Annotated in this window: 11 protein-coding genes; 4 read left to right on the forward strand and 7 right to left on the reverse strand. The window is 68.3% G+C overall.

What is annotated here, in order from left to right:
* The first annotated feature begins 35 nt into the window (after nucleotides 1-35).
* Entirely contained in the window at nucleotides 36-422 is a 387-nt protein-coding gene (locus FKO37_RS42115) for a pyridoxamine 5'-phosphate oxidase family protein (protein ID WP_238607987.1), read from the forward strand.
* 421 nt (nucleotides 423-843) lie between these two features.
* Here FKO37_RS42115 and FKO37_RS42120 read toward each other — a convergent pair whose 3' ends face one another.
* The 3 genes from FKO37_RS42120 to FKO37_RS42130 all read right to left on the reverse strand — a co-directional run bounded on the left by FKO37_RS42120 (nucleotide 844) and on the right by FKO37_RS42130 (nucleotide 6,010).
* A complete protein-coding gene (locus tag FKO37_RS42120) occupies nucleotides 844-2,043 on the reverse strand; it encodes a GTPase (RefSeq protein WP_238607988.1) in 1,200 nt (399 codons plus the stop codon).
* Between the two features lie 723 nt (nucleotides 2,044-2,766).
* Nucleotides 2,767-4,539: a dynamin family protein gene (locus FKO37_RS42125; RefSeq protein WP_238607989.1), complete on the reverse strand. Its 1,773-nt coding sequence runs from the start codon at nucleotides 4,537-4,539 to the stop codon at nucleotides 2,767-2,769.
* A gap of 97 nt (nucleotides 4,540-4,636) precedes the next feature.
* Entirely contained in the window at nucleotides 4,637-6,010 is a 1,374-nt protein-coding gene (locus FKO37_RS42130) for an IniB N-terminal domain-containing protein (RefSeq protein ID WP_238607990.1), read from the reverse strand.
* A 303-nt stretch (nucleotides 6,011-6,313) separates the two neighbouring features.
* Here FKO37_RS42130 and FKO37_RS42135 point away from each other — a divergent pair, with 303 nt between their 5' ends.
* Complete coding sequence (locus FKO37_RS42135; protein ID WP_037811993.1) at nucleotides 6,314-7,456, forward strand: molecular chaperone DnaK; 1,143 nt, start codon at nucleotides 6,314-6,316, stop codon at nucleotides 7,454-7,456.
* A gap of 65 nt (nucleotides 7,457-7,521) precedes the next feature.
* Here FKO37_RS42135 and FKO37_RS42140 read toward each other — a convergent pair whose 3' ends face one another.
* Nucleotides 7,522-7,755, reverse strand: a complete 234-nt coding sequence (locus FKO37_RS42140) for a hypothetical protein (RefSeq protein ID WP_238607991.1) — start codon at nucleotides 7,753-7,755, stop codon at nucleotides 7,522-7,524.
* 138 nt (nucleotides 7,756-7,893) lie between these two features.
* Between FKO37_RS42140 and FKO37_RS42145 the strand changes: the two genes are divergently transcribed.
* Nucleotides 7,894-10,107 (forward strand): helix-turn-helix transcriptional regulator, encoded by a 2,214-nt coding sequence (locus FKO37_RS42145; protein WP_238607992.1) that lies wholly within the window; start codon nucleotides 7,894-7,896, stop codon nucleotides 10,105-10,107.
* Nucleotides 10,108-10,120: 13 nt separating this feature from the next.
* Here FKO37_RS42145 and FKO37_RS42150 read toward each other — a convergent pair whose 3' ends face one another.
* From FKO37_RS42150 to FKO37_RS42160, 3 genes are read right to left on the reverse strand one after another with little or no spacing between them, the layout of a single operon-like run.
* On the reverse strand, nucleotides 10,121-10,864 hold the full coding sequence (locus FKO37_RS42150) for a ferredoxin reductase (protein WP_238607993.1): 744 nt from the start codon (nucleotides 10,862-10,864) through the stop codon (nucleotides 10,121-10,123).
* Nucleotides 10,834-11,433 (reverse strand): sulfite oxidase-like oxidoreductase, encoded by a 600-nt coding sequence (locus FKO37_RS42155; RefSeq protein ID WP_134663245.1) that lies wholly within the window; start codon nucleotides 11,431-11,433, stop codon nucleotides 10,834-10,836. The genes FKO37_RS42150 and FKO37_RS42155 overlap by 31 nt, the downstream gene beginning before the upstream one ends.
* Nucleotides 11,434-11,481: 48 nt before the next feature.
* Entirely contained in the window at nucleotides 11,482-12,105 is a 624-nt protein-coding gene (locus tag FKO37_RS42160; protein WP_238607994.1) for a pentapeptide repeat-containing protein, read from the reverse strand.
* A gap of 224 nt (nucleotides 12,106-12,329) precedes the next feature.
* On the opposite strand from FKO37_RS42160, the gene FKO37_RS42165 reads away from it, so the two are divergent.
* The gene (locus tag FKO37_RS42165) at nucleotides 12,330-13,643 is read left to right on the forward strand and encodes a hypothetical protein (RefSeq protein WP_238607995.1); all 1,314 of its coding nucleotides are present in this window, start codon (nucleotides 12,330-12,332) and stop codon (nucleotides 13,641-13,643) included.
* Nucleotides 13,644-13,935: the final 292 nt, after the last annotated feature.

Here is a 13,935-nt window from a genome sequence, read left to right on the forward strand (position 1 = left end):
AGCAGTTGAATTTCTGTCTCGTCTAGCGTGCGGACATGCCCCTCGACGAGAGCTTCCGCCAGTTCTGGACCGAACGACGGCTCGCGTCCCTCACGACGGTCCGCCCCAACGGAACGCCCCACGTCGTAGCGGTCGGCGTGACGGTCGACTTCGACCAAGGCATCGCCCGCGTGATCGCCTCCGGAACCTCGTACAAGGCCCGCCTCATCCGCGCCGCCGGCGACACCGGATTGGCCGCCGCGGTATGCCAGTTCGAAGGCCGGACCTGGTCCACGCTGGAAGGCCGAATCCGCCTCCTCGACGACGCCGCTTCCGTCCGCGACGCCGAAGAGCGCTACGCCAAGCGGTACCGGAAGCCGCGGGAAAACCCGCAGCGAGTAGTCCTGGAACTCACCATCGGACGGGTGCTGGGCAACGCCTGAGGTTCCGAGATCCGGCCGATCGCCCCGGTCAGTCGCCCCGGTCTACTGTCCTGGCCGGTCGCCCTGGCCGGTTGCCCCGGTCGATCGCCCTGGTCAGTTGTCCCGGCCGGTCACCCCAACCGGTTGCCCTGTTCGATCACCCTGGTCAGCCACACCATCGGCCGCACCAGCCCGTTGCTTCAGTCGGTCGGCCGCCCCGGGCGCCCGCCCTGATCGACTGCCCAGTCAAGTCGCGTAGGTCGGTCGCCTTGACCAAACGTCCTAGGCGTCCACCCCGGTCAGTCGCCCCGGGCGACCGTCTCAGTCGTCCGCCCGGGTCAGTCATCCTGGGCGACCGCCCTGGCCGCCCTCTCCGGTCAGTCGCCTCGGTCAGTCGTCCCGGCCAACCGTCCTAGGCGATCGTCCCGGACGACTGCCCCGGTCAAACGAACTGCGCCAGCAACCCTTCCGCACTGCGCACCACAACCTGCGCCGCCGCGCGCTCCGCCAGGGCCCGGTCCGGCCGCTCCGCCTCATGCCGCCACCGCATCACCGCGTCAAGACCGGCCTCATACATCTCGCGCAGATCCGTACCCGCCGCAAGTCCCAGCCGTTCCTCCGACGCCGTCCCCTCCGCGCCCAGCAACCGCACAGCCTCTTCCGCCGACTCCCCCGCCAAAGCCGTACGTCCGCCACGAATGTCCGCGATCAGCCGCAACTCTCGAAAGTCATGCGCACCGGCCGAAAACCGCTCCACCCGCGCAGCAAGCCGATCACTGTGCGGTCGGGGCTCCGCGTTCAACACCGTCTCCAACCGAATCAAAGCAGTCCGCGCACGCAACGCGTCCGCACGCGCAGCGAAACAACCCGCGATAGTGTCGCGAAGCTCGCCAAGACCGCTGCGCCGCACCAGTTCCGTCGATAGCTTCACTCGGTCATCGCAGCCCGTACGGATCAGCGTCAGCGCAAGCTTCACCCCGAACAGCCCGAAACGAACCACCAACGACCGTCGCGTCTCGACGGACACCGGCCCCGGAAACGCCGGATCAGTAAATGAATCCACCGAGAGCAGATACCGCTCCAACTCCTCACGAGGCACAGCCGCGAAGGCCGCGAGAAGCTCGAACTCGTCATCAGTGAACGCGCGCGCCCCGTACGCAAGCTGCGCCGCCACTGCGATCACGCCTTGGAACCCGCTGCACAGTGGATCTTCGCGCCACGCGCGCCGCGCAATCTGCTTCGCGGTAAGCAGTGCGTCAATCCGCCCCGCACCGGTCTCGTCCGCGCGAGCAAGCACAAGGATCGTGTCAACGGCCGTCTGCCGCGCGAACACTGAAGGCGTCGTCGGACGCAACGTCGCCAACTGGTCAGGCTCAAGATGGCGAAGCAGCCGTACGGATGCGTCAGTGAGCGTCGACGGCGGCGGCGCATCGAGAAACTCCAGATCGCGCAACGCCCGCGTCGGCCAATCGCCCAACGCCGCAGCCAACGTGGACTTCCCCGTCCCCGCAGGCCCTCCGATGCTCACCCGAAGCGGCTCGTCGAGATGGTCAAGCGCTTCCCCCAGCAACGCCGAAGCCCTCGGACTGTCGCGGTAGTACGCACAAGCATCCGCCAGAAGAGCCCGAACGTCCTCACCCACGCGCGACACCACTCCTCACTCGACTCACCCGGCACAGCCCCGAACATCCTCGACTACCCGGCAACGCCCCGCTCACCGAATCCCGAAGCCCGCCACCATCAACCCCGCAGACATCTCCCGAAACGCCCTCAACCGCCCAAGAAGGGCACTTTCCGAATCTTCCACCACGCGGCCACGTCTCCCGGCTCCGCTCCCGCGATGCGACGCCGCCGAAGCATGCCGTCACTAACTGATCCGACCCACGCGCGACCCGCCCCCGCCCACCAAACCGCCTTCACTGCAGCAAAACGCCTCACCGCGCCAAAGACCAACCCACTCTCACAATGCGGAACCCCGCTCACGACCACATCCGCCAGCGCTCAGAAACCGCGCCTCCTCCGTCCAGCACCAAACGCCACAGCCACCCGAAGTCGCAACCATCTCCATGACGACCGATTGGCCAGCTTCTCCTCAGCTGTCCCGCCCGAAGAACTAAGCCCACCCAGAGAGCCGCCGTGCGCGACGCCCGGCTCTCCCATCCGACGTCACGCAGACAACAACTAACCGCCGCCCCCTCCGCATACGAGACGACCGGCCAGCATCACCAACCCACAGAAAGCCGCCAACACCGCCAAAAGCACACCGCGTCCAGCCCGCCAAGTCGAAGCCACGCAGGCAACTCCACTGCATCTGATCGAACCAGCATCACCGATCCGTCCAGCCGCGAACGCCGCCAGGCCAAGGTCACGCAGGCAACTCCTTGGGCACCCGGTTAGCCAGCATCCCCAGCTCCCCAGCCCGCTTGTGCAATCCCGCCAGCCGGTCGATCTCCCGCCGCAGCGCCGCGCTGCGCCGTTCCCGCTCGGCCGACCCGGCGATGATCATCTCGCGTTCCCGTGTCAGCTCGTCGGCGAGACTGTCCGCGAGCTCGGTGAAGTGGTCCCGCAACCGTCGCTGCACGTGGCGGATCGCGTCGCGGCATTCCTTGCTGAACCGCAGGAACACGTCGTCGACGTGCCGTTGCGCGGTCATCTTGGCCACCGCCTGCCGGCGTTGCAGCCGCATCCCGCCCTCGTCGCTGATCGTCTTCGCGGCGAACGCGACGCCGGCGCCGATCGACACCGGGTTGATCAGCGGCAGCCCCGCCAACCCGGTCACCAGGCCGAACATCAGCACGCCGCCGTACGAACCGCGCAAACCGGTGAACGCCTTCTGCCCGATCTTGAACCGCTCGATCCGCGGCTGCCGCACCTCGGCGATCCGGTCCGCGCCGGAGTCGGTCAAAGCCAATTCCGGCAGGTCGTACTGCGCACCGAAGCTCACCGCGACCGCCTGCGCGATCCACTCCGCGCGTTCGGCCGCGAACGTGTAGGTCGTCTCGACCGCTTCCGCGAGCGTGCTGTCCAGCCACGGCCCGAACTCGCCCCACACCTTCACCGGGTCCCCGCGGTCGAAGGTCTCGTCGATGGTCTCGACGATCTTCCGGGTGCGTTCGCGCAGGTCGTATTCCGCGTCGGACTGCAGGTCGGCGATCTCGTCAGCCAGCAGGTTCTGCCAGCGACTGTTGCGTCGGCGCAGCTCATCGGCGCGACGTTGCGAACGCTGCAGCAACGTCGTCTGGTCGACGCCGGCTTCCTGCCCGGCCGCCTCGGCGCGTGCTCGCAACGTCTCGACTAGCTCGGCCGCGGCCGCGCGCACACTCACGGCGGCGAGCAATGCGGCCGTACTCTCCGCCGGTCGCGAAACCTGCGTCGCGATCCAGGAAAGCAACTCCGGGAACCCGGACCGCGCGTTGAGGTCTTGGTCACCGCCCTTGGCCGCGGCGAACCGAACCGTCGCCGACACCGGCAGCACCGGCGAGTCGATCCCGGCCGCGGAGAGCGCGGTCCGGTTCTGTTCGGCGACCGTGCGCCATCCGGCGCTGACGTCGATCTTGGTCAGCGCGATGACCACGTGCGGACACCAAGTCCGGATGTGATGCGCCAGCGCCAGCTCGGCCTGATCCAGCGGAGCGGCTGCGTCGGAAACAAGAATGACCGCGTCGGCGTCCGCGAGAACGTCGAGAGCGGCAGCTGTGCGCGGGGACCTCGGGTCGCCGATCGCGGGAGTGTCGATGAGCACCAAGCCCGCGGACAGCAGATCGCGCGGGACGCCGACCTCGACCCGCCGCAGCGACCCGGCAGGCCGGGCACCGACCTCGCCGGTCAGCTTCTCGATCTCGACCGGGATGCGTTCATCGGCGCGACCGACGAGCGTCGCACCGGGTTCGGCCGCGTACCCGACTTCGATCGGCACCGCGGGAGTCGCCGCGTCGCCGACCGGGCAGACCGGCGCGTTGAGCACCGCGTTGACCAGGTAGCCCTTGCCTTGCTTGGGAAAGCCGAGCACAGCGACCCGCGTGCCTCCCGGCGGCCGGTCCTGACGCCGGCGAAGGCGTTGCGCCAGGTCTTCGCGGCCGTGCGTCCGGCAGGCATCCGAGGTCTCGGCGAGCACTTCGAGCCAAGCTGGAGCCGTCACGGCGAACCAGTGTCCCCCGTGTACGGGGAGTATCCGAACCGGGTGGTGGCTCCGCGGTCGCACCCAGACCGCGGAGCCACCCCCGAATTACCCTTGCTCAGAGGGAAATGTGCAGCTCACCGCCGCCGTGCGAGGTCTCCGCACCGGCGTGCAGGTCAAGGCCGAGGCCCTGGTGCCCGAGGTCGGAGACGGTCGAGGCGGTGTCGTGCACCATGCCGACGCCCGCGTCGGTCCCGGTGTGCGTCTCGGTCGCGGCGTCGGAACGCTCGGACTCGCCGTGCGAGATGAGCGAGTGCGCCTGCTGGGTCACGCCGTTCACCGCGTGGTTCAGCCCGTTGGCGCTGAGCGTGTTGCTCAGGCTGCCGACGTTCTCGGTGACGGTCCCGACCGCGTCGCTGACGTGCCCGGCAATCCCGCCGCCGGCCTCGGTCGCGTGGTCGGCGACCTGCGAGGCGGAGTTCGCGACCGGCAGGTCGCTGACGTTCACAGGGGAAGCCGCCGCGAGCTCGCCGCCGACGTGCTGCACCTGCGAGATGGCACCGTCGGCCGCGGTGGCCGCCTGCCCGCTCGCCTGCGCGACCGCGCTGGAGTCCAGGCCGCTGGCCAGGTCGTTGCCCAGGGCGAGTGCACTGGTCGGGTTCTGCACCAGCGCGGTGACGGACGCGGCAGCGTTCTGCACGTCGCCGAGACCCGGCGCCGAGGGCAGCCCCGGAACGGCCGGGACACCCGGCACAGCCGGAACCGACGGCAGCTCGCCGGCCGTCGGCAGCGCCGGAACCGCGCTGGCGACGTCGCCGACACCAGGCAGCGCACCGACACCCGGAAGAGCACCAGCACCCGGCAGTTCACCGAGGCCGGGCAGCTGACCGACACCCGGCAGCTCACCGAGACCCGGCACTGCCGGAAGCTCGCCAAGGCCCGGCAGCTCACCGGCCGCGGGCAGCGCCGAAGCACCAGCCACGTCGCTCACGACGGGCAGTTCACCGAGGCCCGGAAGGTCTCCGGCGGGCACCGCACCCGCCAGGTCACCGAGACCCGGAACGTCGCCGACAGCAGGCAGCGCACCCGCGCCCGGCAGCTCGCCAAGACCGGGCAGCTCGCCCACGCCCGGCACCGCCGGCAGCTCGCCAAGGCCTGGCAGCCCAGGCGTAGCCGCGGACGCCTCCGCGCCGCCGGCCGAGACGCCGAGCGAAGCGGTCAGTGCCTGCAGCTGCTCGATCGCGCCCTGCGGGCCGTCGCCGAGCGCAGTGGTCAGGTCGCCCGCCTGGGGCAGCTGGCCGAGCGAGGCCAGGTGGTCCACCGGCACGTAGTCGAGCACCAGCGGCGCGACCTCGTTCACGTCGGCGGCGCTGATGTCGCCCAGCCCAGCAGCGGCCAGCGCGGCCTGCGGGTCCTGGCCGAAAGCGGCGAGCGCGGACGGGTCTTGGAGCAAGGTGAGCGTGAAGTCGTGCAGAGTCTGCACCGAATCCATGGGGGGATCTCCACTTGTAGTGATTACGGGGAATGCCCGGCCCTCCCCGGCCGGGGGTGGCGCCCAAGGTAGGGACGGGGCACCCCCGCTCACATCGGGGTTTACACCCAGTCGCGCCTCGCTCAGCCGTTAGGGGGTCGATATGAGATCGTTAGGGAGTTAGGGGATCGGACACGCGGAACCCGGTTGGGTTAAATCCCACCCCACTCTTGCCCGTCTGACCCGAACGGGTGAGGATGCGTATCCGTTCAGTGAGTTACGCCCCTTGGCCGAACCTGACTGCGACGAAGGGAGGAAGCGGCGGTGCCCTACGTGCTCGGCATCGACCTCGGCGCTGCCCGGACCCACGCCGCGCTCCGTCGCAGGCAAGGTGACCGGTGGGACGATCCCGAGCCGTTGTGGCTGGGCGAGACCTCCCCGGCGACCGCGACCGCACTCTTCCTCGACGACGAGGGATACCTGCTCACCGGCGACGCGGCAACTCAAGCCGGCGCCGCCGTGCCCTCCCGCCTGATCACCGGTTTCCATCGCCGCATCGGTGACGACGTGCCGGTCTTCATCGGCAGCGAACCGTTCACCCCGGAGTCCCTGACCACCGTCTTCATCGAAGGCATCGCCGACGTCGCAGCCAGCCAGACCGGCGAACCGCCGCGCCAGCTCGTCGTCACCCACCCCGGTGACTGGGGCGGTTACCGACGCGAACTCCTGCGCCAGTCGCTGACGGAGTCCGGTTTCACCGCGGTCACCCTCGTTCCCAGCGCGGTCGCCGCGCTCTACGCCCACCTCCCGGAACCCGGTGCGGGCGACCGAACAGCCGCGGTGTGCGAGTTCGGCCCGGACGGCGTCACCGTCACCTTGGCGACCGCTTCGGGAGCCAGCGGCTGGATCGCCCGGAACAGCACGGAAGGCGTCGCGCCGGGTTCCGCGGTCAAGACGGCGTTCGGCCTCGCGCAGGCGGCCAACGTCGCCCCGGAGTCACTGGCTGGCATCGTGTTCTGCGGCGAACCCGGCCCGGGCACTCGCCCTGGACGTCTGCCCTGCCCGTTCTTTACCGGCCCCCAACCCGCCGATACGGCGGCCATCGGGGCCGGGATCCTCGCCAGCCAACGGACGAGGCCTCTCGCGCGAAGGGAAGCCCCCGCCCCCGAAACCACGTTGCTGCCGCGAGTCGACCGCGAACCCGAACTTCCGGAAAGACCCGAGCGGCCGCCGGTGGAGATCACTCCATTCACGCTGCCGGAGCCCGAGGGCGCTGCCAAACTGTTGCGTCGATGGCGACCGCTCGCCGCCGCGGCGGCAGTACTGGCGATCAGCTCCTCGATCCTGATCGCGGTCCTCACGTCACACGAAGCGACCGCCGACAAGGAACCCGTTTCTCCCCGTCCCCCTGTCCTGAGTTCGTGCGCCCACCCAGCCACAGCTCCCTCCGGTGAAGGTCACTGTTGAACGCACTGCTGGCGAAAACCGGCAACGACGCCGTCCACCCCGCAGCCCGCCGCCTCCTTGAACAACTAGCCGACACCCCCGCGGCCCCAGTCCGGCTCGTGGTCGTCGCGCCGGGCGGCTACGGCAAGACTGCCTTGTTGGGCGCCCTCGACCGCAGCTACCGCGAAGCAGGTGTCGAGGCCACGGTCGTCGACGACGCAGACCAGCTCGACGACGAAGACCTGACCAGGCTCACCATGCTCGCGGCCGCCAAAGAGGGACCGCTCGTGGTGGCACATCGTCCGAACCCTCGCGCGCAAGCGTTGCGGTCCCTCGGCGAAACACTGCTGCTGCCGCCGCTGACCGTCGACGAAGTCGGGAAGCTCGCGAAACAACTCACCGGCCGCACTGCGGACGCCCCCGCCCTGCACGCGAGCACCGGCGGTGTCCCTCGTCTCGTGGAACGGGTCGTCACCGGCCGTCTCGCCGACTTCCGCGCCGAACTAGCAGCACTCGACGACGACGTCCTCCGCTACCTCATCGCCGCCGAAGCCGGCGCAGCCCGCAACCTCGACCTGCTGTGTTCATTGCTGGAGCGCACACCAGACGAACTGCCCGAAGTCGTCGACGGTGCCCGCGCGACGGGCCTCCTTGATGCTGAAGACATTCTCCTGCCTGCCGCCGCCGAAGCAGTACGCGCTTACGGACCACCCGCTCGACGCCTAGCTGTGTTGCAGCAACTCGTGGAAGTACAACTGACTCGGGGCCTGCCCGTACTTGACCTCGCGACGTCTCTGCTCGACGCCGGCAGCTCCGGTGCCTCCGCAGCAACCGCATTCGCAACCGCCGCGAGCGAAGCACTCCCCACCGACCCCAAACATGCCGCGCGACTCTTCGAAGCCGCCGCCGAAGCTGGTGCCCGCGACGCCGCGACCACGACGGGTTGGGCCCGCGCCGCCGCACTGTCCGGAGACTTGGACACCGCCCTCCGCCTGGGCGACGGCATGCTGTCCGGCGAAGATCCGGAAGCACGAGCCGCCGGAGCCGAGATCGCCGCGACAGTCCTGGCTCACCGCGGCGAACTGGCCCGAACTGCAGAGCTGTACCGCTGGGCCGCAGCCACGGACAACTGGTCCCGTCAGCATGCGGCCACTCCGTCATCCAACTCCGGCGGCCATGACTCCAGCAACGAAGGTCCCGCTACGGCGGCAACGAACCACCAAGCGGCAACCCAATGGACACTAGCCAGCTCGACAGACTCTCAAGCCTCCGCACTCCCCCACCGCGCGGACGCTGCTGGAGCCCCGACCGATCCCGCTCCCGCTCCCAACGGCAATCCCGCGTTCTCCGGACAGCCCCAACCGAATGGCGAAAGCTATCGCTGGGTGGGCCCTGGCGCGGTGGACGCGTTCGCCACGATTGCCCTCGTCGGAACCGGCCAGACCACCGACGGTCAAACTGTCGCCAACGTCCCGATGCCTGGAGCCGCGCCGACATTGTTCACCGGTGCCGCTGCGCGAACAGCAAACGGGATCGTGGAATCGGTGGTCGGTTGCGGAACAGAGGCGCTCCCGACACTCGTAGGCGCCGCAGCAATGCTCGAACCAGCAGTCGGCGGCGCACCCCTTCCGGACAGTCCGGCCGCACTCGCTGCACTCGCGGGCCTGCACGCAGGCGAACTGGCGCTCGCAGAGTCGGTGCTGGAACGAGCATTAGCCAGCAGCGTCGGCGGCGACCTGCTTGCCACCCGACACCGGCTGATTCTCGGCTGGGTCGCGATGACCGGCGGCCATCTTGCCGCCGCGACGGAACACCGCGACGCCGTCGCTGGCACCAAGCTTGAGGCCCGTGACGAACTGTTCTTCGCGACACTGGAACTCGGCCTCGCCCGGCGAGCGAGCGACCTGGTCGGGCTGCAACAGTCGTGGGAACGGGCGTATCAGGCGTCCATGCGTCAGCAAGTGGACCTGTTTACGCTGCTCCCGTTGGGAGAACTGGCAATCGCAGCCGCTCGGACCGGTGCGCACGCCAAGCTGTCCCGCCGACTAGAACGCGCGCACGCAATGCTTGACCGACTGGGAAACCCTCCTTTGTGGACGGTCTCGCTGTGCTGGCACGAGTTGCACGCCGCGATCACCACAGAAGACCGCGCCACTGCCGAACAGCAACTGGCAGCGCTGAACCACTTCGCCGACTGCGGCCGCTATCCGGCCGCGCTCGCCCGCGCCGCTGGATGCTGGCTTGCGGTTCTCAGCGGCACGTTCGATCCAGGCGAAATCTCCGCAGCAGCCGCGGAACTTCATGAACTGGACCTGTGCTGGGACGCGGCCCGGCTGGCGGGCCAAGCCGCGATTCGCACCTCCGATCGCAAGGCGATGGTCCAACTCCTCGAAGCAGCTCGGCAGTTCCAAGGCACGACCGGACGTCTTGAGTCCGCCGCCCCGGCACCGGGCGCGGCGACCGGCTTGAGCGCACTCAGCGAACGCGAGCTTGAGGTCGCCCGCCTGGTCGTCGACGGCCTGACTTACAAACAAGCCGGCAGCAAACTCTTCATTTCCGGCAAGACTGTCGAACACCACATGGCCCGCATCCGCGGCAAACTCGGTGCAGCAGACCGTCGCGAACTGCTCGCGACTCTGCGCGAACTCCTCGCCAAACCGACCGTGCACTGATTCGTTGACGGCCTCAGTCCCGGCTGGGGCCAAAACGCTCAGTCCGAATCGACTGCGGCGAATGTCCCAGCGCGAGCAGGATGTCCGCGGCAGCCTCCACAAACCCGGTCGGTCCGCAAATGTACGTGGTGGCACCGAAGTCAACCGGCCACGCAGCGGTGTTCAATGTGGCGACGTCGATGCGCCGCGGGATGCCGGATCGCCCTTCCGGGAGTTCCCGCGTGTAGACGTAAGTGACGTCCAAGCCTGTATAGGGTCGGCGGAGCTCCTCGGCGTAGTACAGCTCTGCCGGGGTACGCAGCGAATAGACCAGCCGGAACAGTGCCTTGCTGCCAGCTTCGCGACGGGCCCGAATCATCGACATCAGAGGGACGATGCCTGCGCCACCGGCCACAAGCAGCACCGGAGTCGCGTCGGTGGGACGCCACACGAACCAGCCGCCGATCGGGCCTCGGACTTCGACCGGGTCACCGACCGCGTAGGGGCCGGTGAGGTGTTCGGACACTTCACCGTCGGCTACCCGTTGCACGGTCAGTTCGATTCGGTCTCCGTTCGCCGGTGCAGCAAGCGAGTAGCTGCGTTGTGCCGTGTAGCCGTCGGCTGCGGTGAGGCGGACGTCGACGTGCTGTCCCGCGAGATGACCCGGCCACCCTGGGATGTCGAAGACCAGGGTGCGCGCGGTCGGTGTCTCCTGCCGGATCTCGGCGAGCCGAGCGACGCGCCACGCTAGTCGCCCTGATACCGCTGTTCCCGCCATGGATCTCCGTAGTCGTGGTAGCCGGCTGCTTCCCAGAAGCCGGGATCGTCCTTCGTAGCGAGCCGCAGCTTGCGCACCCACTTCGCAGACTTCCAGAGGTAGAGGTGCGGCACCAACAGCCGAGCCGGGCCGCCGTGTTCCGGAGTGAGTGGCTTACCGCCGTACTCGTAGGCGATCCAGGCATGTCCGCCCAGGAGATCAGCGAGCGGAAGGTTTGTGGTGTAGCCGCCGTAGGAATGCGCCATCACGTAATCAGCGGCCGTATCGAGATCCCCGACGAGCGCGTCCACTGGGACGCCGCGCCAATGAGTGTCCAGTTTGGACCATTGGGTGACGCAGTGGATGTCGACGGTGATCTTCTCGCTCGGCAGCGCCATCAGTTCCGGCCACGACCATGAGCGACGTTCGCCGCTCTCGGTCACTACCGCGAACTCCCACCTCTCTGTGCTCACTCGAGGAGTCGGCCCGGCTGAGAGAACCGGGAAGTCTTCGGCGAGATACTGCCCTGGCGGCAGCCGCGGATTGGCACCGCGGGCGCGTCCGGTGAAGCCTGGTGTGACGACTCCCATCGCGCTCCCTCCGGACATACCCGACGGCTCGGTTCCCCAGAAGCGAGACTACCCGCGGACCTGCAGTCCGAGCGACGTGACGAGCACCGCCGCCTGCTCCGGGGACACGATCGCGCCGGTCAGCGACGCACGAGTCAGATCGAGTGACGACAGGTCGCTGCCCCGGAGTTCGGCGCGCGTCAGGTCGACGTCCTGCAGCTCCGCGCCGGACAAATCCACGTCGGTGAGCACTGCTCCCGAACACTTCGCCTTGGTGAGGTCCGCTTCGCGCATGCGCACCTGTTGGAACGTGACTCCATGCAGGTCGGCACTGTTCAAGCCGACGAAAGACCAGTCTCCGCCGGTCACGCGCAACGGCCGCAGGTCGCAGTCCTGGAAGCGGCTGCCGACCAGCTTGCAGCCCGTGAACTCGGCATCGAACAGGTTGCATCCTTTGAACACGCAGCCGGTGAACGCAGAGTCGGTGTGCCGGGAGGCGTTGAACTGGACGTTTCCGAACACACAGTCCAGGAAGGAGACACCGCGGGTGACTGCCTCGGTCAGGTCGACCTGATGGAACTCACAGCGCACGAACCGACGCGCGGTGAACTCCTCCGCGTACCAGTCTTCTCGCCGGTAAACGCGGCCTTCGACTGTCTCGATGTCGGACGGCTCGTGGTCGGGTTCGGACATTCGGCAAGCCTAGTTCGCCGCCCTGCTGATCGGGTGCCAGACGCGACGTCAAGCGGCTCGCTGCGACGGAATTCTGGCTGGTGGCGGCCAGGATCGCCGAGTCCGGAGCGGCTGCCGGGCTGCTGACTGCTCCGGTGGCTTGAGTGATCGGCCCCTTGCCGTCCGTTACGCGGCTCATGCCACAGCGAGGAGCGGTCTTCTCGGGACAGCCATACGATGGCCGAATGAGCGAAGGCCGATGGTTCGATGCCTGGGTGCCCTGGCCCGAACTGTCGGGCCTGGCAGCCGCGGGCCGGGCACTGCTGCCCACAGTGCCCGCGACCCCGGCCGCGCTCGCCCGAACCGTCACCGAGCAACTGGTGGGCCGTCGCCTTACGACCACAGTGCAAGGCCACGAGGTCGGCCTGACTCTCACCGAACTCGACTATCCAGCGGACTCGCTTCGTCTGGCCACCGGTCGGGTGGGAGACGTCCGCATCGTCGCGGAAGATGTCGACTGGCCCGTTCCGAACAGCTCGGCGGCCCCCGTTGCGCACGGCGCTGGCAGCCTTGCCGGCACTGCCCGCTCGTCTCGAACTGCAGCGGCCTCAGCAGCGTCGAACGCGCGTGGTGAAACGAAGGACCCGACCACCGCGGACGCGTCCGGCATGCCTGCTGCGACGGGCACCCCCGTCGGCGAAACGCACAAGACGGACGGCCCGCCAGATGCGGCTGGGCTTGCGCCTGCTCACCTCGCGCGGCCCGCCGACGGCCGAACTGACGCACGCTCATCCGGTCCACGAGAGAACACGGCATCGTCGGATTCTGTTCAGGCGCAAGGCGATCGCCGAATCGCGGAAGCCACACCAGGTGCCGCAGCATGGAAACCCATCTGGGGACCTGACGCAGCAAACGTGGGACCGCACGAATCCGAGCGACCGACTTCTCGACGCAGCTCCGGACGGGCGCCCGCCGCTCGCGAAGCCGGTCCTGAAACGCGGCCAACTGTCGGACCGCCTGCGCAGCCAGACGTCGAACGCATTCCGTTGCGGCGCGTGACCGTGCTCGCCAAGGACGTGCGGCTTCGAGGATTGCCTTCGCCAGCGGCGATTCCCGGATCTGTCGAACTCGAGATAGAAGTGAGCGGAACCGTGGTGCGGGATCGGGTCGCCGCGGCACGTCCGGACCTGATCGCGACACCGCATCCGGAAGGGTTCCGAGTGCGCTGGCGGAAACGTCCGCGCTGGGGATATTTGACTCTCGCCGCAGACATCGAAGACGAAGCAATAGTGCTGACCCCGATCTCGCTCTGCCTCGGACGGTGGACGAGGCGGCCGCCGAAGCGGATCCAGCCGATCGTGCTTCCCCTGCCGGATCTGCCGAAAGGCTTGCGCCTGACCGGAATCCGGCCTGGCGAAGACGAGCTCGCACTGACGATCGCAGCCGACGAATGGCCTGGACGGCTCGCCCGGATTCCGTTGCCGGACCTGCTGACCTGGCTGACGACAGCGGCAATGACACTGACACTTCCCGGATTCGGATCACGGTCCCTCCCCTGAACCGGCGGCGGCGCCCACCGGACCCCCTGCGGGTCCGAGCAATGGGCGCGGCGCTGCCGTGTTCCAGAGTGCTCGAACATGCGTTCCCAATCATCACCCGATCAGGGAAAGATCGAAAACCGTTGGCGCACAAGGGAAACTCGAAAACAGCCCGAAATCCTGTCGGTGCGGTCGGCTAACCTCGGAATCGAGCCGTCAGTTCGCTCCGAGGGGATACCGCCGATGACAACCACCGCAGAACTGCTCCGAAGAACCCGAAGATCCCAGCCTCATGACGGGCATCCGCGGGCAA

Origin of the sequence: Amycolatopsis sp. Poz14 (genome assembly GCF_006704225.1) — a bacterium.
Taxonomy (GTDB): domain Bacteria; phylum Actinomycetota; class Actinomycetes; order Mycobacteriales; family Pseudonocardiaceae; genus Amycolatopsis; species Amycolatopsis nivea.